The following is a 22,174-nucleotide window of genomic DNA, read 5'->3' on the forward strand; positions in this document are numbered from 1 at the left end:
TGTTCGCGAGGCGCAAGGCGTGCAGTCATCGCGGCGGCGACCTTCTACGATCTGTGTCTTCAATCAGTGGTTGGACGTCAAGGCCGAGGTCGATCATACCCTTCGCGGAGCTTCCGGTCGCCACGTCTATTCGAATCCCGCCCGAAACGCGCGCCGAGGCATGGCCGGAGGCGATCAGAAGCTCAGCGCTGTAGGCCCCGTCGACGAGGCGGTTCGCCAGCCGAAAGACCAGCTCGGCGCGCCCGTCGGATCGCATCTCGCCGACGGCGTGGACGCGGGTCACCAGCACGCCCCGGGCGTGGCTGACGTTCAGGACGGCCTCGATGCGATCAGCGGCGCGGCCGCCGGCGACGGTCACCGCGATCTCCATCGCCCCGGCGGCGCCGGTCCCCACCGTGCCGTGATCGACCTGCTCTATATGAAGCCCGTCGGCCGACGGTGTCCGCGCGGGCCCGAGCGCCATGGCGCCATGACGTCGTCCGGCCTCCCATTGCGCCCGAATTTGCGCATAGGCTTCCGCCGCGCCGATCATATCGCCGTCATAGGCGAGGCGCCCCTTGTCGAGCACCATGCCACGGCCACAGGACCGCAAGAGGCTGGCTGGATTTTGGCTCACCAGGAGGAATGATCGGCCCTGCTCGCGGAGTCGCTGGAAGGCCTGCGCGGACTTGCGTCGAAAGGCCAGGTCACCGACCGACAGCACCTCGTCGATGATCATGAGATCGGAATGAAGGCTGATCGCGCCCGCGAAGGCGGCGCGCGCCAGCATGCCGGACGAATAGCTGAACACCGGCATGTCGAAATATTTCCCGATCTCGGCGAACGCCTCGGCCTCATCGAGCGCGGCCCTGGCTTGGCGGCCCCAGAGGCCGGACGCGGCGAAGTAGACGCTCAGGTTCTCGCGCGCGCTCAGATCGCTGCGGAAGGTCCCGCTCAATTGCAGGACCGCCGCGACGGTTCCGTTGACATGCACTCTGCCCGCCGTCGGCCTGTACGCCCCCGACAGGCAACCCAGCAGGGTCGACTTGCCGGCGCCGTTTCGGCCGAGCACCCCCACCGACTCCCCGCGGCTTACGGCGAGGCTGATGTCGCGCAGCGCCCATTCGCCCAGGGGTTCGGGTCGCCCCAATACGCCGCGAACCAGGGCGTCCCACGGTTGCGACGGTCGCGCATAGCGCTTCCCGACGCCTTCGGCCCGCAGAAGGACGTCAGACGACATCGGGAATGGCGCGTGCGGCGGCTCGAAGCAGCCAGGCGCCCATACCAGACAGCACCGCGGCGCAAGCCACCGCGATTCCGAGCTCGGGCAGGTGCGCCCCCGAGTTGAACACCATGGCCTCCCGCATCGCCACGACGAACGGCGTAAGCGGGTTGAGCCACAGGAAGGGCCGGACGATTTCGGGGGCGAGGGTCAGCGGATAGGCGATCGGCGCGGCGTAGAACAGGGCGCGCAGCAGGATCTGAACAATATTGGCCGCGTCGCCGAAGAAGGGTCCGATGCTGGCCAGGATCAAGGAAACCGCCGCGGCGAACCAGAGCGCGCCCAGGCCGGCGACCACCCCCAGGAGCAGACCGTAGGGCCGCGCGAAGCCGAGGGCGAGGCAGATCACCGTCAGCAAGGCGAACGAGACGCCAAAATAGTACGCCGCCCTAAGCAGGTTGGACAGCCAGATAGCCTCCAGGGAGATGGCGCTCCTTTGAACGAGCGTCCTCTGCGCTATGAACAGATTCAAGGACGAGGGAATCACGTCCGCAGCCAAGAGATAGACGATGAGGCCGGCGAAGAACGGTGCGACATAGCCGACCGGGCGCTCGGCCGGCCCGGTCCAACTGACGCCGAAGCCCTGACCGAACACCATCCAGTACAGCAGCAACATAAGGACCGGCGTGGCGACCATCCAGAAGGCGCCGAGGTAAGATCGGGCGTACCGCTGCCTGAGTTCGCGCACCGCCAGGACGTGGGCCAGCGGCGCCGCCTGGCCCAGGGCGCGGAGGAACGATACGGTTCGCCCTTCGCTGGCGGCCTCCGTCACGGCCGTGCTCCAGGAGATTGCATTTGGCGAAGGACCTGAGGAAGACACCGACATCGCTGCGATAGCGGCAGACCGCCAGCGGCGCAATGGCGGCGAGGCAAAGGCCGAGACCTGCGCTGTCCGCAGGAAGCCAGGACTCTCCCGGAGAGTCCTGCGGCGCATTGACTTGCCCGGCCGTACGACAATCTTAGCCCATTGATGTCAGCAAGCTGATCCGCGATGCCCCGACGCCTCCTAGGCACATCCCTACCCAAGTCCGGCACTCACCTCCTCGCCGGCATCTTCGCGCAACTGGGTTTCACCACCAGGGCGGTCCGCAAGGCGGGCTTAAGCGAAGTCGTCGATGTCAGCGTCTTCAACGTGGACACGCCCGCTGACCTTTACCTTTACGGCCACCTTCGCGAGCGACAGGCCGACGTGTTGGAGGCCGTGCAGCGCCAGGGCTATCAGGTGATCGTCATGGTGCGGGACCCGAGGGACGTGTGCCTGTCGATGGTTGATTTCCTGGCCTCGGGCCGACCATCCCACGTTCATCGTAGCGAGCCCGCCCTCATCAGACTTTCGCGTCACGACCTATTGCAGGGCGTGATCTGCGGCTTCGATTTGCCGGACTACAAAACGCCGCCGATCCGCGATCTCGTCATGGGATGGCTGGAATGGCGAAGGCACGGCGGGATCGTCATAAGGTTCGAAGAGATCGTCGAGGCGGTCCTCGCCGGTATTTCGCCCCCAGGCCTCAGACACATCGATGTCGATTGCGAGGCCTTTGTCGCAGCGGCGGCCGCAACCTTTGGGGACCAGGCTGGCAAGACCTTCAACCGCGGCCTGATACGCCGCTGGGAGACGGAGTTCGAGCCGCGAACGATGGACCTATGGCAAGCTCATGCGCTGGGGGTAGCTTCCTACCTGGGCTATGCCGAAGTCGGCGAGCCGGTGCGTCATGGATCGAAAGCGCAGGCCTCGGCCGCCTTGTCGACTGACGTTGGACCGTGAGCTCGGACCCGGCGCCAGTCGACAAGCCCTGCACCAAGTATCACGACCAGCTAGGTGGACGGCTCTGGCACTGCGGATGTGACGCAATAGGCGAAGGCACGTCGGGATGTGCTGGCGCGCATCGTGGCAAAGTCCCTTGACCGGCAGGGCGACTAGCCGGCCGTGTGAGACGCCTGGCCGCGCCGATCAGGTGCCGCTCGAATTCTGAAAGATCGAGAACGCCACGGACCTCTCCGAAGAGACAAAGTCGTTGATGCCATCAGTCGGGCGATCAGGCTCCTAGACGTCGTATCTCGGAAGGAATCAAGTTGCGGATTTTGACGACGATACGCCGACGACAGTACCCGTACATTTACGGACTTACCTGCCTACGCTGCCTACGTCGTATGAGCGTGATTGTTCGGACAGACGTTATCGCCGGTCCGCCGCCAACTCCCGCAGGATCATGATGAGCAGATCGGGGTCGAATGGCTTGGCCACGTGGGCTGCGCCGGGGACGCCGAACTTCTCGACCGAGTCATGATGAGCGTTGGAGAGGAAGATCACCGGGACTGCCGGGTTCAGTCGCCTCGCATAGCGGGCGACTTCGAAACCGGTGATTCCGCCGCCGTCGCTGTCGACGATGAGAGCGCCGAGCGTCGGAGCCTCGTGATCCAAGGCTTCATAGGCCGCCACACTGGAGAGGCACAGCACGTCGAATCCTCGATCGCCAAGGATTTCAATCAACAGAATGCGCGTCACATGGTCGGCATCCACGACATGCACCCGAAACTCGGACACCGCACCACCGACCTGCGACATTTCCCACCCCCGCTGCACCCACCCGAGCGCAGGGTTTTGTGTCGGATACCCGCCATTGCCCACGGCATTCTCCCGTCAGTTGTGTCCGGCGTGCCGACCGGGCGAACGAGCGCGCCCGTCGTGAGGCGCGGATCCCAATGCACCTCTCGCGACACGAGCTGGTGACGCCCGACGAGCTCATGCGCTCGGAGACCTCGCCGGAGATTCCGCTACGCCAAGGTCAGGAGCCGGTGATCACCGCAACGGTTGGCCATTTCGCCGACAGGGAGTTCCTGTACCTCTTCAACGCCGGTTGAATTATCCCATGCTCATATCAATCCTGCGCGGCCCGTGCTGGCCGGGCTGGACGCGCCGGAAGCGTCTCAATCGCGCCGCGGAGCTGTTCAACCCCGCCATGAGCGCCAAGGCCTGTCCCGATCGACAACGCCTGCAGCAGGTCGCGCAGGCCATCGAGGACCTCTTCCGGCGACAGCCCCGCGAGTCGCTCGGCGCTGAAACAATAGTTCCAAAAGCTGACCACCTGCTCCATCTGTCCGATTCGGGCGCCGATCTCCATGAACAGGCCCGAGCCGCGCACCAGGAAGGACCGGAAACCGTCCGGGTGTTCCTGGTCGGTCAGGGACGCAAACGCCTGATCATACAGTCTCAGCCGCTGTCCGACCTCGCGCCATGCGGCGGTGACGGTCTGTTGCACTTGTTCGCTGGCGCTGACGACGAACGCCGACTCAGTCCGCCCATAGCGCCCGGCCCGGATCGCCAAGAGCGACCTCAAGGTGGACCTGAGCATCGGCGCCAACGTTCGGCTCCGCCAGCGGTAGTAGAGGAAGCCCTTCCAGGAGAACATCGCCTCGGCGAACTCGGACGCATCCATCCTGAAGATGTCGCGCAGCGGCTGGAGTTCCGCATTGTCCTGCTCGGCCAACAACAGCTGCGATAGCCGCCGCGTGCGCCGGTCGTTCGACTTCGCTTCGCCGAAGCACTGCCGGATCAGGGCCTCGACCTCGCCGGCCACAAAGGCGAGCATTTCGGCCTGGTCGGCGCTGTTGAGCCGGGAATAGCATCGGCCGACGTCGATCCGCAGCTGGTTCAGGGTCTCGCGGACCAGGAACGGGTCGAGCGTCGGCAGCCTGTCCAAGGTCCGCAGCACCCTCACGTCCCGCCCGAGCGGCAGGTCGGTGTAGTCCAAGACTCGGGCGAGCACGTTGGGGAAATCGACCTGGTCGACAAACAGCCCCTGACCACCAAGGTCCAGATCGTCCTGGTCGAAGGGAAAGACGATCTTGGTCGAGTTGAAGCGCCGCGGCGCGAGGTTGTCCTCCTCCCCCGAAGGTACATTGTATTTCATGATGATCGACCGGTTCAGCACCGGATGGATGAACAGCGGTCGCTGGCTGTAGTCTGGATCGTCTAAGGCCTCGGCGGCCAGCGCGTGCAGGTTCAACACCCGCGCGGCGCCGGCCGTCGCGACGATACCTTTCAGGCTGCGCACGCCGCCGCCAGCCTTGGGCGCCTGCATGTGGCGTACTCCGACGCATTGGTAGGAGACTGATATAGGGATAGGCTTGCCATAAGCTTTATGGGTACGGCCAACCTGCATTGACCGTGGCGGGCGGCGCTACGGTGAGGATATAGGAAACCGGACCGTCGGCGCTCCGGCGTCCTTGGAGCGCGACGAGCTGACCAGCACCCAAGCCTGACGGTTGCCTCGAGCTTGCGTCGGCGCGCTCCCCCAACTGGGGCGGGACCTGTTGTGCAGAGATCGTCATCCCGCAAGGCGTGGCCTACGGAGCCTTCTTCGGTCGATGGTCCCGCGTATCGAAGCAGGCGTCGCAGGTCGCGTGATCGATCTTGATCCAATCGGTTTTGTCGATTGCGCGAACATGCTCCCCGGCGGGGCTATAGGGATAGGCTGACGCCATCCTGATGCAGCACCCCTTGTCCGCAGCGATCTGGCGCAATTCCGTTGCGCCTTCGGTCAGATGCGGGTCGCGGCAAAGACGAGGGCCGCGTCGAAATCATCGCTCCGCGCCCGCCGGATGATGTCGAGCGCAAGGCCCAGGTCGATGGGGACTGCGCCGCCTCAGGCTCTGCTAGCCTCTGTCGCCGTCAGGCTTCGCATCAGGTCGAGCAGGGAGGCGCGGGCCTCCTTCGGTAGGCGTTCAAAGGCGTCGAGCAACTCCAGGGCCCCCGCCGTGCGCGTCTGACGAAGCACGTCATTATAGCTCGCGGCCTCGACGCCCGATGTGTCGAGCACGTCTATCAGGTCCGCGACCCGGCAGCCCAACGCGCGTGCGATCTGCACCAACCGCGAGAACGAGATACGATTGAGTCCGTTTTCGTACTTTTGAATCTGCTGAAAACTGATGCCGCACTGTTCGGCCAGGCTTTCCTGGGACATGCCGATGGCCCGACGACGTACTCGCACCGTAGCGCCAAGCGCCAGATCCAACCGATCAGGGCTCTTACGCGAAACCTCAACGCTCATCGTCATGTCCTCAATGATACAAGCGGCAGCATGGGCCAGGCCGCCAAAGGCACATAGGGGGCAATCGGACGCAGCCGTGGCAGCCTTGCGATGTCGCCCCAACATTTGATGCAAACCGTCAAGCCGGAGCTCCCATCAACGTCAATATGCCCCGCCCGGCTGGTCCCGCCCTCCGGCGAATAAATCCCCATCGTCTCCATCTCGCCGCCGCCGCCTGGGGCAATCGCCCAACCACTCCCTGAACCGACCAGTCTAGCTCAGGTGACGTGGGCCTGGGATCGATGTCATTGATTTAAGCCGCCTCGATGAGCGAAGCGCGGGTCGCCCAGCGGTCGCCGCCGGCGAATTGGCGGTTCCTTCGGGGCTGCGCCAGAGGCAGAGTGGAGCGCCCGACGATGTTGTTGTCGATCGCGATGCGGCCGTCCTCCAGCAAGTGGGTGAGCCCGGCCCATCGGAGTTCGCAGGTGGGCGGGCCCCCTGATCGGGTAGTGAGCCCGAATCGTGGACATATCGTTTACCGGTCGGGTCGTAGGCTCCGTGGACCTCAACCGTGGAAACTTCCACCGTTCCAGCCTGTTAGGCATGAATGGGCCGCCCACCGCAATTCCTGGTCTTGCTCGTCGATGATGAACCGGTTGTGCGGATGGTCACAACCGCCGGGGCCGAGGAGGCTGGCTGCGAGTTCGTGGGCGCGGCAAGCGTGGACGATGCGCTCGATGTCCTCCACCGGCGTTCCGATATAGGCGATGCGGCCGTACCGAGCCGGTTCGGGAAGGCGGACCTCGCGCGCCTTGTGCGTGAGTGGTGGCTTGAGGTTCGCCTTGCCGTAACCTCAGGACTACCGATCTCGAGCGACCAAGTTCCCACCGAAAGTCGCTCAATGCGCAAGATACACCGCGTCGGTCCGGTCACTCAGGCGATCAACAGGCTTTGCGGATGGGTCGGCTCACTCGGGCCGCGGTTTCCCTGATAAGCTCCCCGGAGATTTAGGACTTGGGCCACCGGCGGCTGGCGAGCTTGACCGTGCCGACGCCCCTCTTGAACGACAACCGACGCCGATCGCCGACCTCCGCTCCAGGCAAAAACCGTGCTGGTCTATCGCGTCTATATCGTAAGGCCTGATGGGCGAGCCGAACTCCCCGAGGAATTCATGTGCCCTGAAGATGACGCGGCGCGACAACGCTTCGCGGTGCTGGCCGAGGGCGTCGGCGAGGCTGAGCTTTGGCAAGACGGCCGGCCGGTCGAGCTCAGTGACAGGAAGATGTGAGCTGGTCGTCGTGACTCGGCGCGTTCGGCGTCGGTCACCCGAATACCATGCGACAGACCTGCCGGCAGACATCGATCCACGACCCGATAGCAGGCCTACGGACGAATGCCCGTTTCAGGCGGCTGAGGTCTGCCGGCTGGGTTCCGCCGCGGCGGCGTCGGCCTGCACCAGAGCCTGCTCCATCACCTTGAACAGGTTGGCGATCTCGAGGGGCTTGGCCACCACCCCATCCATTCCGGCCGCCTCGTACTCCGCCACCTGGTGGGTCATGGCGTTGGCGGTCACGGCAACGATAGGCGTGCGGGTTCGACCGGTTTCCAGCTCGCGCAACCGGATGGCCCGCGTGGCGTCGACGCCGTTCATCTCGGGCATCTGGATATCCATCAGGACGATGTCCCAGGCCTGGTCCTCCCAGGCGGCGAGGGCCTCGCGGCCATTGACCACCATGGTCGGCGCAATGCCCGCCGGCGCAAGGAGGGTCTTGAGGACCAGCTGATTGGTGGCGTTGTCCTCGGCCGCCAGGACCCGAAGCTCCGCTGGCCGTCCCGCTTGGGCTGGAAGCGCCTCGGTAGCTTTCGATTCCACCGAGGCCGCGGCCGGCGGCAGCGGTAGCATGAGGGTGAATGCGGACCCCCGGCCGAGCTCGCTAGAGGCTTCGATAACGCCCCCCATCAGTCTGGTGAGGTCGCCGCAGATCGCGAGCCCGATGCCCGCGCCGCCATATCGGCGCGTGAGCGTCGAGTCGGCCTGGAAAAAACCTTCGAAGAGATGCGCGAGGTCCTTGTCGGCGATACCGATGCCCGTGTCGATCACGCGGAAGACAACCTGCTCGGCGTCGCGATCAACCCGGAGCGTCACGCCGCCGGTCTGGGTGAACTTCACCGCATTTTCGGAGAGGCTGTAGAGGATCCGCCGGATGCGCGCCGAGTCGCCTCGATAGCGCCCGCAGGCCAGCTCGGCGATCTCGAACTCGAACGCCAGCCCCTTCTTCGCGGCCAGTGGCCCATAGGCGGCGACCACACCGCGCACCAGGTGCTCCAAGTCGAACTCGACCACCTCAAGCTCCAGGGCGCTGGCTTCGATCTTGGAGAGATCCAGCAGGTCGTTGAGCACCGCGAGCAGGCTCTGGCTCGAGCGGCGGATGACATTGACGCGCTCGTGCTGCACCCGGGTGAGCCGGTCGGCGGACAGCGCCTGGGCCATGCCGAGCACCCCGTTCAAGGGCGTCCGCAGCTCATGGCTCATATTGGTGAGGAACTCCGACTTCGCCCGATTTGCGGCCTCCGCGGCGCGCTCCCGCTCCTCGGCCTCCTGGCGCGCGGTCATGAGTTCGGTCCAGGCGCCCGCGAGCTGCGCGCGCGCCGACCAAAACTGGACTGCGAACATCGCGATCGTGAAGCTGGGCGCGAGGGCGCCGAGCGTGTGGCCTTGCTGCAGCGCCGTGCGCGTCAGCCCGAATCCGACCAACCCCAGGATGACGAGGTAGGGCGAGAGACTCGCTGCGAGGATCAAGGGCGATCGGTAGTGGCGCATGAGCACGTGGACCATCGAGGCGCTCATCAGGGCGAAGGCGAACATGCGCAAGCCCGGTCCGCCTTTCACGATCAGGGCCAAGGCCGCGAAGGCGTAGACCGTGGTTGCGAAAACCCGAAGCGCCGGCGCCCAGGCGCCAGCAGCCCGTGCGGAGCGGCCTCCCCTGCCTATAAGTCGCAGGCACTGGGCCTCCGCGGCGACGACAGAGATTGCGACCAGCGTCCAGGCCAGGACGGCGGGCCACGGGAGGATGGTCAGACCCATCAGGCAGACCATGCCCATGCCGAGCCCCTGCACGACCAGATTTCGCTGGCGCTGGATGGAGAAGGCGACCGAGTGCGGATTTGCGATGTTGGTCGCTGGCTGGCGAGGTGTTCGGGGTGACGTCGGCATCTTGCGCTCCATCAGGCCAGAGCTTGAGGTCGATACGCCTGACGCACCATTAACAACCGCAGATTGGCGCTCGCTGTGTGAAATTCGCACCTTTCCCGCCATGCGAGACGACTGCACGGAGCCATACCCGTGATCTTCATCACCAGCGCCCGTCATGCTTCGATTGAGACGCTCGGCGTCCCGGGCGCGGCCCATGTGGCCAGGCCGTTCGCCCCCCACCTCCTGATCATGATCCGGCGCGCGCTTGCAGCGGAGCGGGCGTGGCGGTTGCCCGACAATCAGGCGGGCGCTTCGCAGGCGGTCTGCCGGCGAGGCGTCAATCAAGCAATCGTCGCCGGGCGCCCAGTCGCGTTGACCGCAGGGAGGGCCGATCCAGGGTGACATAGCTGACCGCCCCGACGGCCTACACCTTCGCTCACCTTGGTGTTATGGTAGTTCGCCTTGAAGTCACGACCTTCAGGCGCCGCGGCCGGCTCGCATCCCCCTACCCCCCGCCCGAGCCGGCCGCGCCCCAGGAGGCCGCGCCGTGCTGGCCACCCGGTATGACGCGACCGCGCCTTATCGCCGCAGCGCGCCCCTAGCACCACCTCCGGTTGGCATAGGTCCAGTCGGGGTGTCGTGAGGTGGGCCTGGGCTCGCAACGCCGTTCGAAGGCGACGATGAAATGCTGACGAATTGCGCCGCAGAAGGTCACGACCTGATCGGGTCAGCGGCTCCGTCCGTGCTGCGGATGCTCATTGTGGAGGATCACGAGGTGCGCCGGCGGCTCATGCGCTCGATCTTCGCGGCGATCGGTTGCGAGGTTCGCCTCGCCGCCAATGGCGTCGAGGCCATCGAGTTGCAACCGCGACAGCGTTCGACCTGGTGGTGATGGATCGCCACATGCCGCGATACGATGGCGACGTCCGTGTCGGCTTCATCCGGCGGTCGCCTGGCAACAGGAGCAGAGCCCCTGAACCGATAGCGGGCTACAAGTCCCAAGCGCTCCCGTCCCCCCAGGGGTCATGCGGCGACGGGCAGGTGGTCCATCGGGCGGACACGACCGCCGACCGGCTGGAGCCCCAGGGGACAGACGGCGGGGCCGGTCACGATCTGCACCTGCAAGGCCGCGCAGGCCTCCAGCTCCATACGGGTGCGGACATTCGTGATGGAGGCCCAAATCTGCTTACGCCTGTAGAAATCCCGTCGCTCGACGAACCGACGAAGCGCTTTCAGACGGAAGCGCGTGTCACCTTCGGGCAGCACATAGTTGACGCCGCTCACGATTCCCGGCGGCAACTTCTCCACCTGGAATTCCGGGTCGGTGACGCCAAGCTGGATCGACCCGAAATAGGCCGACAGCGTGCGTTTGAGCTGGGTCATGGCGCTGAATCCCGGGTCGCGGGGCACGTCATAAACCGCGGCGGCCAGTTGCCTTCTCCGGTCGGCCGGAAGCTTCGCGAACATGCCCTCATAGAGCGCGCGCGTGCTGGGCCGCGCCATACTAGAATACGATACCGGGAAGTAGAGAACGCCCTTGAACTCCGCGATCGAGAGCATCGCCAGGCCGCCTTCCAGGCAGTCTGAGTCGAACGCGACATGATCGATCGGCAGGTGGGCTGGCCCATCGAGCAGGCTCAGACCCATACGCGACGAAGCTGGCGTCGCTGAGATCACGTCGCCGACGAACACCTGGTTAGAGATCAGGTAGACCCCCTGGAAACGGATCAAAGGGGGTTCCGAAACCGCCGCGCTTGGCGCTGCGGCCTCGACCGGCCTGGCGGAGACGATCAACTCCCAGTCGCTGGTCCTGATCTGCGTCAGCCGCCCGCCGGCCGGGAGCAGCGAAATGTCGTCCAAGGCGCGGGCCACGGCGCTCGCATCGAGCGCCGCGAAGGCCGTGACCGCCTCCAGCGGGCCTTCAAACAACAGTAGCGTGACTTCCCCAAAGCCCCGCTCGCCGAAAAGTTTGATCTGCAATTCATCGGAGAGGCGGGCAAGCTCCGCCGGGTCCATTTCGTCGGCGCCCGGATCGGTCAGGAGGAACGAATACGAGGTCAATGGTTCGAAGCGCCGCGGCCAGGTCCACCGGGTCTCCAGGTAGGCGCTCGAGAATTTCGCCACCAGCCGGCTGACGGTGTCGGCGTCGAGCCCGGTTCGATCGTCATCCAATGCGACCCTCAGGCATGCGACCGCCGGCAAGATTTAGTCCTTTCTCGACACTCTTGTTCCCAACCTGGTCGCACATTGCGGTAAACAGGCCGTGCTCATGACGATAAATTGCTGCAGCGCAGCACTGGGTCCCGGCACCCTGTCAACGCGCCCGCCGCACGCTGGTTCACCAACAAGTTGGCGGACCTGCCGCCGAAACCGTTTCCAAACAAGCGTTTAAGGGGCTCAGTCTAACCCGTGCGGCGACAAGCCAGGCAATGCATCGCGCGCCAACCGTCTATGAAGTCGGCGGATGCGCTCTATTGTCGCATCAGTCCATGCTGAAACGGGGCGGTGGCGTTTCTCATCGACGGCTCGGAAGTCTTCGAGTTTCCGCACAAATCGGCGCGCCCAGCCTCGCCGGTTGCGGCGAATTCTTTTTGCGCATTAACCCCTCTGCTTAAAGCGCGATTCAATACGATGGTCCCACAGTGTTTTAGGACTTTTCGTCCTGGGGGTGGGCGACGATGATGCGGTTCCGGTCGTTCGCGGCTGAGCAGGGCGGAAACGTCGCGGTGCTGTTTGCCCTCGCGCTGCCGCTGGTGATCGGCGGTGGGGCCTTGGGGGTCGAAACCACCCTCTGGTACGCCAAGCGCACGGAGATGCAGGCTGCGGCGGACGCGGCCGCCTTCGCCGCGGCGATCGAAGACCGCTCCGGCTCCACGGAAGAGGAGGTCGTCGCGGTCGCCAAGCTCACGGCTGAGGACAACGGCTTCAACGCGACGAGAGGTTCGATCGAGGTCCTTCCGCAAGACATCGCGGGCGGCGGACAGGTTGAAGTGATCCTGCGCGCTGAAGCGCCGCGGCTCTTCAGCGCCTTTTTCCTCAAGGAGAACGTCAAATTCTCAACACGGGCTGTGGCGACGTTCAACTCCGCCGCCGACGCCTGCATTCTCGCGCTCGATCCGACCGCGGGCAGTGCGGCCCGGTTTTCCGGGAGCTCACAACTGACCCTGGACGGCTGCAGCGTCATGGCGAATTCCGTCGCCGCAGACGCTGTCAACGTCCAGGGCGCGGCCAAGCTCAAGGCCGATTGCGTCATCTCCGCGGGCGGCGTCACGGCCACGGCCGGGCTGACCCTGTCGAAATGCGAGGCGCCGACGACCCGGGCTCCTCCGGTCGCCGACCCGTTCAAGGCCCTGCCGGCCCCCTCCCCCACCGGCGGATGCCGGTCCGTCCCGGCGAACGGAAGCCTGAGCCCTGGGCGCTACTGCAGCGGGATGACCCTCAAGGGCGAAATAACCCTGCAGCCGGGTGTCTACTACGTGGCGGGCGACCTGACGGTGAACGCGACGGCGAGCGTCACCGGCTCGGGGGTCACGATCTACATAACCGACGGCGGCCACGTGAAGATGAACGGCTCCGCCCATATCGACCTCACCGCGCCGACGAGCGGCATCTACTCCGGCGTCCTCTTCTTCGGCGACCGCAGCAACATTGGCGGCACGAACAAGTTCCTTGGCGACGCCGGCTCGCGAATGACAGGCGCCATCTATTTCGCGTCGCAGGAAGTCGACTACCAGGGCAATTTTTCGGGCGTCAACGGGTGTTTGCAGGTCGTTGCGCGGACAATTCAGTGGACGGGGAACACCACCGTCGCCGCCGATTGCTCGGCCCAAGGCATGACGGCCATCCCCCTGCCAAACCTGGTGAGGCTCACCGCATGATCAAGCAAATCCTCCTTCGCGGATTACGGGACGAGCGCGGCGTGGCGGCCGTGGAATTCGCGATCATCACGCCGGTAATCGCGCTGCTCGCGGCGACCTCGTTCATGGTCTGGGAGTTCGCCGACCGTCATCAGGACATGCGAAGCGCCCTGAAGGTCGGCGCCGAGTATTATCAGAACGGGGGAACGGACGACGCGGTCGCCGCGTCGCTCGTTCAGAACGGCTGGCGAAATCGGCCGGCGACCAGCGCTATGACCGTCTCGCGCGCGTGCCGCTGCGGGACGACTGCGATCGCCTGCACCGACCTCTGTCCGGCCAGCCGGCCGCCCGCCGTCTATGTAACGCTCACCGCGAGCGCGCCGGGATTGGATGTCAATTCCGCGGATGTCATGCTCGACACGACCACCGTCCGTGTTCGGTAGCTCCCGCAAAGCCCCCAGGCTCGCGGGCGACGAACGCGGCGCGACCGTCGTGGAGTTCGCGGTCGTCGCCCCGGTCATGCTGATGATGCTGTTTGGTATCTTCCAGTTTGGCTGGACGCAGCACAGCCTGTCTAACGTGCGTCACGCTGTGGATCGCGCTTCCCGCGCCCTGGTGATCGACCCCGAGTTGACGCAACCCGCCCTCCAGGCGATCGTGACCTCGAATCTGGCCGGCTCGGCAAACCCCGATGTTACCGTGACCCTGACAAAGGCCGAGGTCGATGGGGGTGAAATCGCTAATCTGAGCACGGCCTATGTCGTCGAGTTTGGTGTGCCAGGGCTTGCGACATTCAGCGTCCCCTACAAGGTCAACGTCACCACGGTGCTGCGCGTCGCCCCGTAGAACACCGGGTGTCAGGCTTGGCGCCCGATCCGCCGGGCGTCGGTTAAAATCGAGCGAAGCGGCAACCACCCTCTCACATTGTCTGCCCTATTTCGCGTAAGCGCCCGCGCAACCAGGCGAGCGGCTCATTGGGGGTCGGTGCGCTCTATCGCGCGTAGGAGCGCCGAGCCGACGACCGGCTTGGACAAGACAAGAGCATGCGGAATGGTGGATTGGATGCGATCGAGGACCTCGCCGCTCCCGTAGGCGGTCACGAAGACGATCCGCGCGTCGATGGTTTCGCGAATCTGTCGCGCCGCCTCGACGCCGTCCATGTCGCCGATCAGGTTCACGTCCATGAGAATGAGGTCCGGACGGAGCGCCCGGGCGAGGGTAACGGCCTCGGGCCCCGTCGCAGCCATGGCGCAGACCTCGAAGCCGAAGTCTTCGACCAGGGATTCCAGGCTCATGGCGACGATCATTTCGTCCTCCACGATCAGGACACGCAGGCGTCCGGTCTTCACGACCGGGGAAAGGGCGCCTTTTGGCGCAGCCGCCCTTGGCGAGACGCCAGCGCACGAGAGGTGAGCGGTCGCGGGCTCGAGTAGAGCCGCCGTGAATTCGGATCTGTGGAAGTGTCTCATGCTGCAGCTTGAGTATCAGGTTCTGGGAAATTGAAGCGATAGCGCACCCCCTCTGGGGCGAACTCGGTTGTAACGTCTCCGCCGAGTTCTCGACTTGCGGTGGCCTCAATGAGCTTCGCGCCGAACCCGCGCCGCGTGGGACGCCGCAGCCCGCTCATGCCGGTCTCCCGCCACTCCAATTCGACCCTGCGCCGGGCGCCCGCCAGGACCGCCCACCTGAGGTTTATCCGCCCCGTCGGCTTGGAGAGCGCCCCGTACTTCGTGGCGTTGGAGACCAGTTCGTGCAGGATCATGGTCACCGCCAGGGCTGCCTTCGGCGACAGGACCACGGCGTCACCGCTCATCTCCATCTGCGCCTGACCCTCGGCGACATAGGGCTCGACGATCTCGCGAACGATCGCCTCAAGCGAGGTCGTCCGCCAGCGGCTGGCGGTGATCAGGGTGTAGCCCCGAGCCAGGGCGCCCACGCGCGCCGAGAATGTCTCGCGAAAGCTCTCCAGCGAGTCCGACCGCCGGGCGGTCTGATCGGCCATGCCCATCACGACCGCCAGCATGTTCTTGGCGCGATGGTCGAGTTCGGCCAGCAGGAGCGCTTGGCGCTCCTGCACGACACGGCGCTCCAACACTCGGCCGACCTGCTGGCCAAGCACGCGGACGATATGCAGAAGGCGAAGATCGAGCTCCGCCGCCTCATGACTGAAAAACTCGAGGATCGCGGTCACTTCGCCGCCGCTCATGATGGGAAAACCAAAGGCGGAGCGCACGCCCACCCCCCCGGCAGGCCATGCGCGGTGAAAGGGGTCGCTATGGTCGACATCCAAGATCCAGAAAGGCTCCCGCGTGCTCCAGATGCGGCCAGGCAAGCCTTCGCCCGGGCGGAAGATGGTGGCCTCGGTGATCGCCTTGAGCGCACCGAATCGACTGGGATCGCCATGCCAAACCATGCTCGAGGCTAGCCGCGGCGAGGCGCCCATCTGTGGTAGATAGGCATGGCCCGCTGGCCACCCGGTCAGTTCGCAGACCGAGGCTAGGCAAAGACGCAGGATGTCATCGAGCGACTCGGTTTCAGCGGCGAGCGTGGTGACATGGTTCAACACCTCGGCTTCGCGCGCCTGCCGCATAAGCAATTCCTCATGGCGACGGCGCTCGGAGATGTCCCGGACAAAGCCCAGGAAGAAGATCGAACCGTCCCTGTTCACGGGCGAGATGGATAGCTCGATGGGGAATTCCGCACCCGACTTGCGGATAGCGGAGACCTCGATGCGGCGGCCGAGGAGCGGCCCTTCACCGGTGTTGAGGAACCGTTCGAGACCTTCCCGATGCGCCTGGCGAAGCGGTTCTGGGATGATGAGTTCGGCCAGGGGCCGACCGACGGCCTCGTACCGCGACCACCCGAAGATGGCTTCGGCTTGCCGGTTCCAGTCCCGCACGACCCCGTCGACGCCCATGACGACGACACCGTCCAAGGCCGTCTCAAGCACGAGCGGCAGCACCGCGAGGCTTTCGGTAGTCGGAGGGGTGCGCAACGACGGTGACGTCATGAGGTCGGCCTTTCCGACGCGCCTGTGCCCCAGGTTGTAGCACCAACAGTGGTTTCGAAGGATTGAATTCACTGAGCGCGGCCGACTGACGAGCGTGCAAGAACTCGGCGGCCAAGATCACCGATCTCTTCCTCCGAAGACGCCCTGGTCGCGGTGACGCCAAGGAAAGCGCCTATCCCGGCGACGGTGACGCCGATTGGCTCCCGTTCGCGAGCTCTCGATGCCAATCGAAATCGCGGCGACCTCAGTTAGGTTGACCGTATCGGGACATAGGAGGCGGAGGCCGCTCCCTTGTCGCACATCCTGGGTCATTTCGCCCCCAGGTTGGGTGACAAGGAACGGCGTTGCGAATAGTCGGGTAGCCGACCACTCGAGAAGAATTGAGACCCGCATGATCGACGCGCTTCTGGTCGAATCCTATCGTCGAAAGGCTGACGAGCTATTGGGCCAGGCGCGGGCGGCGAACATGACCGAGCGCGGACGCCTGATCGATGAAGCGGCAAGTTGGCATCTGAAGGCTGTGGCCGTTGCGGGCGGCGGCGGCCGGCCCGAAGCCGCACCGATAGCTCCTGATCTGGGCGATGAACCGGAGGCGGCCTGGGCTTAGAGGCGACCTTCTTGCGGGCCCCGTAAAGCCCGCCTCAAGCTTTCAACTCCATCCTGATCTCATGGTCGAGCGTCCGCCCCCTCCTTCCCAAGCCGTCGGCGCGGAACGCCGTGAGGAACTCCGGCGAAGGGTTCTCTTGACCGGCATCTTGATTCACGGCCCCGCCGACCTGACCGTCGACTGCACGATCCGTGACCTGACCGATTCTGGCGCGCGTGTTCGGCTAGGCGCGCCGGATGATCTTTCGCAGCCATTGATGTTGCTGGTCTGTCGTTCGGGCGATGCCTTCGAGGGCGAAATCGCGTGGCGACGGGGCAGTGAGATCGGCCTTTCATTCTCGCGCCAATGCGATCTGGGCGCACCTCTGACGGGCCGAGAGAAGACCGCGCGCCGGCTTTGGATCGAACGAAGCGCGCGCTAGACAGCAAGGAAGCCGATATTCTGGCGTGGAACACCACCGCGCCGTGAGTTCGCCCTGTGCATCTCATCGTGAACCAACGGCAACGAAGCGCAGACTTGACCCATTGACACGCTTCGCCGCCATCCAGTCGGCGGACTTAGACTGAGGCTCGGGTCTTCAGCCTCGCGTCACGTACGCCTCCTGCGGCGACCGCCCGGCCGCCATGGATCGCACCGCGCGTTCGAGAGCCGATAGGTCATAGGGCTTTGGAACCACCGCAATGCCTTGGCGTTGCGCCTCCGCGGCCGTGTCGCTGTAGCCGGACACCAGCAGCACCGGCAGGGATGGCCAACGCCGCAGAATGACCCGCGCCAGGGCCGCGCCGTCCATGCTCCCGGGCATCACGATGTCCGAGACGACGGCGTCGAACGGCTCCTGCTGAAGCACCTCCAGCGCCTCGGCGGCGTCGCGGGCCTCGCGCACGGTCAGGCCGGACTCCCTGAGATAGGCGCCGGTGGTCGCCCGCACCTCCTCGTCGTCCTCGACGACGAGGACCCGGGCCTGGGGATTTTCGTCTGGGTCCGGGACAGCGACGTCTTGAGCCTCGACCGGCGCCGCCTGCGCTCTTGGCAACCTCAAGGTCACGACGCCGCCTCCCCCCGCGGCATTCGAGACCGCCACGCGCCCGCCGAGCGCATTGGCGAAGCCGTAGACCTGTGTAAGGCCCAGCCCCGTGCCTTTTCCGTGCGCCTTGGTGGTGAAAAACGGCTCGAAGACCCGGGGCGCGATGTTGCGCGCGAAACCCGGACCCGTGTCCCGTACCTCCAGTTCAATGTCCGCGCCCGCCGCGCGGGTCGATATCTCGACGCGCCCGCCGTCCGGCATGGCGTCGCGGGCGTTGGCGCAGAGATTGAGCAGCGCCGCCTCGAGCTGTAGCTCATCGATCTCTACGGGTAACGGTCCTTGCCCCAATCGAAGCGTCAGGATCACCGACGGCCCGAGGAGTTGCTGCATGGCCATGGTCGTCGCCTTCACCGCCTGGCTCAGGTCCACTACCCGTGCGTCGCTCGGCCCGCCGCGCGCGAAGCTCAGGAGTTGGCGGGTGAGCCGGGTCGCCCGCTCGGTCGCCGTGCGCATGGCGCTCAGCGGACGCTGCGCGCCCTCGTGGTCCGCCAGCCGCCGGGTCAGGGTGTCGACATTGCCCTGGATGATCATGAGCAGGTTGTTGAAGTCGTGCGCGACCCCGCCCGTCAGCCGACCGAGGGCGTCCATGCGGGTGGCTTGTTCGACCACCGCCGCCTGCGCCGACCTGGCCGCCAGATCGCGCAGCAACAGCCAGACGAACAGCATGGTGAGGCCAAGGCCCAGTCCAAGGCCCGCGGCCATCAGCTGGAAGGTGCGGCGTAGCGGGGCGTCGAAGGCCGCGCGCGGGACGCCGATGTGAACCGACCATCCCGTCGCCGGCGAGCGCCAGTAGGCCGACATGGTAGGCGTGTTCTCCAGGGTTCGTCCTTCATAGGTCCCGCCGACGGCGGCGCGGGCTCGCGACCGCAAGGCCGCGGGGCTGGCCGGCCGGCCGACGAACTCCGCCTGGCTCCTTGATCGGGCGACGACCTGCCCGTTCTGATTGACGACGGTGATGATCCAGCCGGGGGGCGACTGCAGGGCGGCGATCAGGCCGTGAAAATTGTCCGGCCGGCTGACGATGGTCGCGACGGAAGTCAGTTTCCCGTCGCGAATCACCGGCGCGCGCACGGGCATACCCCAGGTCCCGCGGGCTCCCCGGGCCATTTCCCCGACCGCCGGGGAGTGCGACCTGAGCACCTTGTCGAGGCTCGCCGAATCCACCGCCCGCCGGCCGGTGGGATCCATCTCCGTATGGGCGATCCATTCGCCGCTGGGGTCGAGAAGGATCACCGCCACCCATAGGGGATGCCGGCGCCGCTCGCGTCGCGCGATCTCGCTGAAAAGGGCCAGGTCGGCCGGGGAATCCAGGGCGGGAGAGGCCGCCAGCGCCTCCGCCTGGTCTAACTGGCTCTCGATCTCCCGATCGATGCTGCGAGACAGGATCTGCGCATTGGCCACGGCCTTGTTCTGGAGCTCGGAGCGCTGCGCCGACAGGGCGAAATAGCCGCCTGCGACGGCGAGCAACAGGGATGGAACAAGCGCGGCGATCGCCAACAACAGAGCGGAGCGCGTAACGCCCGAAGGTCTCCAGTGAAACACGAGCCGGCAGCCTGCGTCTGGCGTGCTGCATTAAGCAACCACACCACAGGTTGCGCTGCTCCGCGGCGCCATGGCAAGACCCCGCCGCTATTGGCCGAAACTGCGGCTCGCCGCGACAAAGAGTTCGCGCGGCCGGGCGAGGACGCCATAGGCCGATCCCGCCGCCGGTGAGAGCGCCTTGGCCGTGAAATACCGCGCATCAAGGATGTTGCGGGCGCCGAGCGAGAAATCCCAACCGTCGGGCGCGACAAGGGTCAGGCTCGCATCGGCCACGGCATAGGGCTCGCGGACGCTGATCGGGTAGTTGGCGACGGCGCCGGCGTCCTCCGACTCATACCGGACATCCAGCCGTGACCTCAGCCGTCCGCCATTGGCCAACGGCCGCTCATATCCAAGGGCGGCGCTGGCCTGCCAATCGGGGCCCGGAAGCCGGCTGCGGCTTGTGATCGGGACGGCCACGTTCGTGCCTCCGCCGGAGGTGGTTCCCGGCGCGACCTCGGTGAGCTGCTTGGCCGTGCGGCCCACCGAGACCTCAAGCTTCAGCCGTTCCGATAGCTGCAGCCGCGCCTCTGCCTCGAAGCCGGTGATTTCCGCGCTGGCCAGGTTGAGCGTGAAGCCCGGCAGGTTCGGGACGGCCGCGCTCACCTGGATGTCGTCATAGTCGCTCCTGAACGCCGCCAGGTTGAGCACGAGACGACGGCCGAACCAGGCCGATTTCAACCCCAGCTCATAGGCCGCGACGAACTCGGGATCGTAGGTCGGCAACGGCGTCGGAAGGCCGCCCGGGAACCTCGAGGCGAACCCGCCCGCCCGATAGCCCTCGGCGTAGCTGACGTAGACGAGGCTGTCGGGCGTCAGTTCGTAGGCGAGATTGACGGACGGGGTCCAGATGCGGGACCTCTGCGATCCTGCGGCGCGTTGCGGCGGGCCGGCGGCCCGAACCTGCTCCACGCGATAGTCCTTGGCCTCGTCCGTCCAGCGTAGGCCGCCCGTGAGATGAAGGCGCGCCGTCGGGTTGAGGGTGAGTTGGCCGAAGATCGCCGTGGACCGGTTGTCGATGATCCGGCCGGTGGTCTGAAAATAGGGAAGCGCCGGGGCCAGGGCGTTCGCCAGCGCGACCGGCACGTCGCCTGGCGTAAGCTGGTCGACGTACTCCGCCCCGCGCTCTTCGAAGAGATAGCCGCCGATCACATAGTCGACCGCGCCGTTCCAGCCGCCGCCGACCAGTTGGATTTCATGGGACCACTGCTCCTGCTTGTAGGGCGCGTTGTTGTTGTGGAAGACCACATGCGGCGTGAAGTCGAAGTCGTTGTAGAAGGTGCTGCTGAACTGCCGATGCGAGGAGATCAGCTTGAGTCGCCCGACCGGAGACTCCCACCGGCCGGTCAGGCTTTGGCCGGACGTCCGCAGGGTGTTGCTGGGCGTGATCGGCGCGCCCGCCCGGTCGGTCCAGACCGAATGGCTGCCCCGGCCGTCGGTCAGCCAGGCGTCGCCGTAGCAGGTCCGGCTGGCGGCCCTGAACTGGACGTCGAGCGCGCAGCGCGGCGCGTCGGGTGAGATGAATGGGACTCTGGCGATCCCGACCGGCCCCCGGCCTGAGTTGAAGAAGGTCGCATTGGCTCCGGTGGGCGCGGGGCTCGAGTCCGATAGCCCGCCCAGCCGCAGCGCGACCACAGGCGCCGGCGGGTCGCGGCGTTCGGTGAGGTCCGCCGTCAGGTCGAACCTCGCGTTCCGCGCGGGTTCGAACCTGAGGGCCGCGCGCAGGCCCCAGACCTCCTCGCCGCCCAGCTTCAGGTCGCGGTACTGTAGGGCGTCCACATAGCCGTCCCGGCGCCGGTGGAAGGCCGATAGGCGCAGAGCCGCACGGTCGGCGAGCGGAAGGTTTACGCTCGCCTGGGCCTTGGCGAACGCGCGCTCGCCCACCGCCAGCGAAAGCCGCCCTGAGGGCCGTTCTCCGAACGCAGGCGCGCGCGCGATCACGCTCACCGCACCGCCGATGGTGTTGCGGCCGAACAGCGTACCCTGCGGACCGCGCAGCACCTCCACCCGCTCGATATCGACCAAGTCCAGGGCGGCGCCCAGGGACCGGCCCAGATAGACCTCGTCCAGATAGACGCCGACCGCCGGATCGGTGTTGATCGTGAAGTCCACCTGGCCGATGCCGCGGATGGCGATCGCCGGCGTGAATCCCGCGCCCGACGCGCCGCCGCCGGCGCGGAGCGCCAGGTTGGGAACAGTGGCGCTCAGGTCGGCCAGGTCGCTTACGGCCCGCTGTTCGAGCGCTTCGCCTCCCAGGGCGGTCACCGCCACCGGAGTCTGTTGGAGCCGCTCCTCGCGCTTGCGCGCCGTCACGACGATCTCGTCCACAGCACTCCGCGGCCAGGATTGCGCACGAGCTTCGCCCGCCAAACCCGCGGCCACGAGCAACAGACCCGCCAAGGTCTGGCTCTGTCCTCTGCCTCCGCCAAGGACCGGCCAGTCTATCTGAAATAGGGTCATGCGCGCGCGGCTCCAAAGGCGCGACCGGCGAATGCTAGCACGCCAACTACCGCTATGGTAGAATCAGACCTGACGTTTCCATCGCCATCGA

Annotated in this window: 21 protein-coding genes; 9 read left to right on the forward strand and 12 right to left on the reverse strand. The window is 65.9% G+C overall.

The window, feature by feature from the left end:
* Positions 1-25: 25 nt before the first annotated feature.
* Together V6M51_RS16325 and V6M51_RS16330 are read right to left on the reverse strand one after the other, a co-directional pair.
* The gene (locus V6M51_RS16325) at positions 26-1,219 is read right to left on the reverse strand and encodes an ABC transporter ATP-binding protein (protein ID WP_332768858.1); all 1,194 of its coding nucleotides are present in this window, start codon (positions 1,217-1,219) and stop codon (positions 26-28) included.
* A complete protein-coding gene (locus V6M51_RS16330) occupies positions 1,209-2,033 on the reverse strand; it encodes an ABC transporter permease (RefSeq protein WP_332768860.1) in 825 nt (274 codons plus the stop codon). The genes V6M51_RS16325 and V6M51_RS16330 overlap by 11 nt, the downstream gene beginning before the upstream one ends.
* Before the next feature lie 219 nt (positions 2,034-2,252).
* Between V6M51_RS16330 and V6M51_RS16335 the strand changes: the two genes are divergently transcribed.
* Entirely contained in the window at positions 2,253-3,026 is a 774-nt protein-coding gene (locus tag V6M51_RS16335) for a hypothetical protein (RefSeq protein ID WP_332768862.1), read from the forward strand.
* Between the two features lie 411 nt (positions 3,027-3,437).
* On the opposite strand, the gene V6M51_RS16340 is transcribed toward V6M51_RS16335, so the two are convergent.
* Entirely contained in the window at positions 3,438-3,827 is a 390-nt protein-coding gene (locus V6M51_RS16340; protein ID WP_332768864.1) for a response regulator, read from the reverse strand.
* A gap of 137 nt (positions 3,828-3,964) precedes the next feature.
* Between V6M51_RS16340 and V6M51_RS16345 the strand changes: the two genes are divergently transcribed.
* A complete protein-coding gene (locus V6M51_RS16345; protein ID WP_332768866.1) occupies positions 3,965-4,123 on the forward strand; it encodes a hypothetical protein in 159 nt (52 codons plus the stop codon).
* Between the two features lie 17 nt (positions 4,124-4,140).
* Here the strand turns inward: V6M51_RS16345 and V6M51_RS16350 are convergent, their stop codons facing one another.
* The 3 genes from V6M51_RS16350 to V6M51_RS16360 form a co-directional block, all read right to left on the reverse strand.
* Positions 4,141-5,343, reverse strand: coding sequence for a hypothetical protein (locus V6M51_RS16350; protein WP_332768867.1), 1,203 nt, complete (start codon positions 5,341-5,343; stop codon positions 4,141-4,143).
* Between the two features lie 564 nt (positions 5,344-5,907).
* The gene (locus V6M51_RS16355) at positions 5,908-6,312 is read right to left on the reverse strand and encodes a helix-turn-helix domain-containing protein (protein ID WP_332768869.1); all 405 of its coding nucleotides are present in this window, start codon (positions 6,310-6,312) and stop codon (positions 5,908-5,910) included.
* Between the two features lie 292 nt (positions 6,313-6,604).
* Complete coding sequence (locus tag V6M51_RS16360) at positions 6,605-6,823, reverse strand: IS66 family transposase (RefSeq protein ID WP_442957865.1); 219 nt, start codon at positions 6,821-6,823, stop codon at positions 6,605-6,607.
* 576 nt (positions 6,824-7,399) lie between these two features.
* Between V6M51_RS16360 and V6M51_RS16365 the strand changes: the two genes are divergently transcribed.
* On the forward strand, positions 7,400-7,579 hold the full coding sequence (locus V6M51_RS16365; RefSeq protein WP_332768871.1) for a hypothetical protein: 180 nt from the start codon (positions 7,400-7,402) through the stop codon (positions 7,577-7,579).
* Between the two features lie 114 nt (positions 7,580-7,693).
* On the opposite strand, the gene V6M51_RS16370 is transcribed toward V6M51_RS16365, so the two are convergent.
* On the reverse strand, positions 7,694-9,829 hold the full coding sequence (locus tag V6M51_RS16370) for an ATP-binding protein (RefSeq protein WP_332768873.1): 2,136 nt from the start codon (positions 9,827-9,829) through the stop codon (positions 7,694-7,696).
* A gap of 340 nt (positions 9,830-10,169) precedes the next feature.
* On the opposite strand from V6M51_RS16370, the gene V6M51_RS16375 reads away from it, so the two are divergent.
* A complete protein-coding gene (locus V6M51_RS16375) occupies positions 10,170-10,376 on the forward strand; it encodes a hypothetical protein (RefSeq protein WP_332768875.1) in 207 nt (68 codons plus the stop codon).
* A gap of 131 nt (positions 10,377-10,507) precedes the next feature.
* On the opposite strand, the gene V6M51_RS16380 is transcribed toward V6M51_RS16375, so the two are convergent.
* On the reverse strand, positions 10,508-11,656 hold the full coding sequence (locus V6M51_RS16380) for a hypothetical protein (RefSeq protein ID WP_332768877.1): 1,149 nt from the start codon (positions 11,654-11,656) through the stop codon (positions 10,508-10,510).
* Positions 11,657-12,165: 509 nt separating this feature from the next.
* Between V6M51_RS16380 and V6M51_RS16385 the strand changes: the two genes are divergently transcribed.
* From V6M51_RS16385 to V6M51_RS16395, 3 genes are read left to right on the forward strand one after another with little or no spacing between them, the layout of a single operon-like run.
* Entirely contained in the window at positions 12,166-13,362 is a 1,197-nt protein-coding gene (locus V6M51_RS16385) for a pilus assembly protein TadG-related protein (protein WP_332768879.1), read from the forward strand.
* A complete protein-coding gene (locus V6M51_RS16390; protein WP_332768881.1) occupies positions 13,359-13,784 on the forward strand; it encodes a TadE/TadG family type IV pilus assembly protein in 426 nt (141 codons plus the stop codon). The genes V6M51_RS16385 and V6M51_RS16390 overlap by 4 nt, the downstream gene beginning before the upstream one ends.
* Positions 13,785-13,833: 49 nt before the next feature.
* A complete protein-coding gene (locus tag V6M51_RS16395; RefSeq protein WP_332768882.1) occupies positions 13,834-14,187 on the forward strand; it encodes a TadE/TadG family type IV pilus assembly protein in 354 nt (117 codons plus the stop codon).
* Between the two features lie 125 nt (positions 14,188-14,312).
* Here the strand turns inward: V6M51_RS16395 and V6M51_RS16400 are convergent, their stop codons facing one another.
* Together V6M51_RS16400 and V6M51_RS16405 are read right to left on the reverse strand one after the other, a co-directional pair.
* Complete coding sequence (locus V6M51_RS16400) at positions 14,313-14,810, reverse strand: response regulator (protein ID WP_332768883.1); 498 nt, start codon at positions 14,808-14,810, stop codon at positions 14,313-14,315.
* Positions 14,807-16,351, reverse strand: a complete 1,545-nt coding sequence (locus tag V6M51_RS16405) for a sensor histidine kinase (protein ID WP_332768884.1) — start codon at positions 16,349-16,351, stop codon at positions 14,807-14,809. Before V6M51_RS16405 ends, V6M51_RS16400 begins: the two co-directional genes overlap by 4 nt.
* 391 nt (positions 16,352-16,742) lie before the next feature.
* Here V6M51_RS16405 and V6M51_RS16410 point away from each other — a divergent pair, with 391 nt between their 5' ends.
* Positions 16,743-16,958, forward strand: coding sequence for a hypothetical protein (locus V6M51_RS16410; protein WP_332768885.1), 216 nt, complete (start codon positions 16,743-16,745; stop codon positions 16,956-16,958).
* A gap of 61 nt (positions 16,959-17,019) precedes the next feature.
* Positions 17,020-17,379, forward strand: a complete 360-nt coding sequence (locus tag V6M51_RS16415) for a PilZ domain-containing protein (RefSeq protein WP_332768886.1) — start codon at positions 17,020-17,022, stop codon at positions 17,377-17,379.
* 156 nt (positions 17,380-17,535) lie between these two features.
* On the opposite strand, the gene V6M51_RS16420 is transcribed toward V6M51_RS16415, so the two are convergent.
* Positions 17,536-19,542 carry an ATP-binding protein gene (locus V6M51_RS16420; protein WP_332768887.1) on the reverse strand — a complete coding sequence of 669 codons (2,007 nt, stop codon included), beginning with the start codon at positions 19,540-19,542 and terminating at the stop codon, positions 17,536-17,538.
* A gap of 129 nt (positions 19,543-19,671) precedes the next feature.
* Positions 19,672-21,951: a TonB-dependent receptor gene (locus V6M51_RS16425; protein ID WP_332768889.1), complete on the reverse strand. Its 2,280-nt coding sequence runs from the start codon at positions 21,949-21,951 to the stop codon at positions 19,672-19,674.
* Positions 21,952-22,174 lie beyond the last annotated feature (223 nt).

Source organism: Phenylobacterium sp., assembly GCF_036677185.1.
GTDB lineage: Bacteria > Pseudomonadota > Alphaproteobacteria > Caulobacterales > Caulobacteraceae > Phenylobacterium.

Bases quoted from the DNA above. Each gene is read 5' to 3' on its own strand.
- V6M51_RS16325 (WP_332768858.1), bottom strand. From the start codon at position 1,219: ATGTCGTCTGACGTCCTTCTGCGGGCCGAAGGCGTCGGGAAGCGCTAT.
- V6M51_RS16335 (WP_332768862.1), top strand. From the start codon at position 2,253: ATGCCCCGACGCCTCCTAGGCACATCCCTACCCAAGTCCGGCACTCAC.
- V6M51_RS16340 (WP_332768864.1), bottom strand. From the start codon at position 3,827: ATGTCGCAGGTCGGTGGTGCGGTGTCCGAGTTTCGGGTGCATGTCGTG.
- V6M51_RS16345 (WP_332768866.1), top strand. From the start codon at position 3,965: ATGCACCTCTCGCGACACGAGCTGGTGACGCCCGACGAGCTCATGCGC.
- V6M51_RS16350 (WP_332768867.1), bottom strand. From the start codon at position 5,343: ATGCAGGCGCCCAAGGCTGGCGGCGGCGTGCGCAGCCTGAAAGGTATC.
- V6M51_RS16355 (WP_332768869.1), bottom strand. From the start codon at position 6,312: ATGAGCGTTGAGGTTTCGCGTAAGAGCCCTGATCGGTTGGATCTGGCG.
- V6M51_RS16375 (WP_332768875.1), top strand. From the start codon at position 10,170: ATGCTGACGAATTGCGCCGCAGAAGGTCACGACCTGATCGGGTCAGCG.
- V6M51_RS16385 (WP_332768879.1), top strand. From the start codon at position 12,166: ATGCGGTTCCGGTCGTTCGCGGCTGAGCAGGGCGGAAACGTCGCGGTG.
- V6M51_RS16390 (WP_332768881.1), top strand. From the start codon at position 13,359: ATGATCAAGCAAATCCTCCTTCGCGGATTACGGGACGAGCGCGGCGTG.
- V6M51_RS16400 (WP_332768883.1), bottom strand. From the start codon at position 14,810: ATGAGACACTTCCACAGATCCGAATTCACGGCGGCTCTACTCGAGCCC.
- V6M51_RS16405 (WP_332768884.1), bottom strand. From the start codon at position 16,351: ATGACGTCACCGTCGTTGCGCACCCCTCCGACTACCGAAAGCCTCGCG.
- V6M51_RS16410 (WP_332768885.1), top strand. From the start codon at position 16,743: ATGATCGACGCGCTTCTGGTCGAATCCTATCGTCGAAAGGCTGACGAG.
- V6M51_RS16415 (WP_332768886.1), top strand. From the start codon at position 17,020: ATGGTCGAGCGTCCGCCCCCTCCTTCCCAAGCCGTCGGCGCGGAACGC.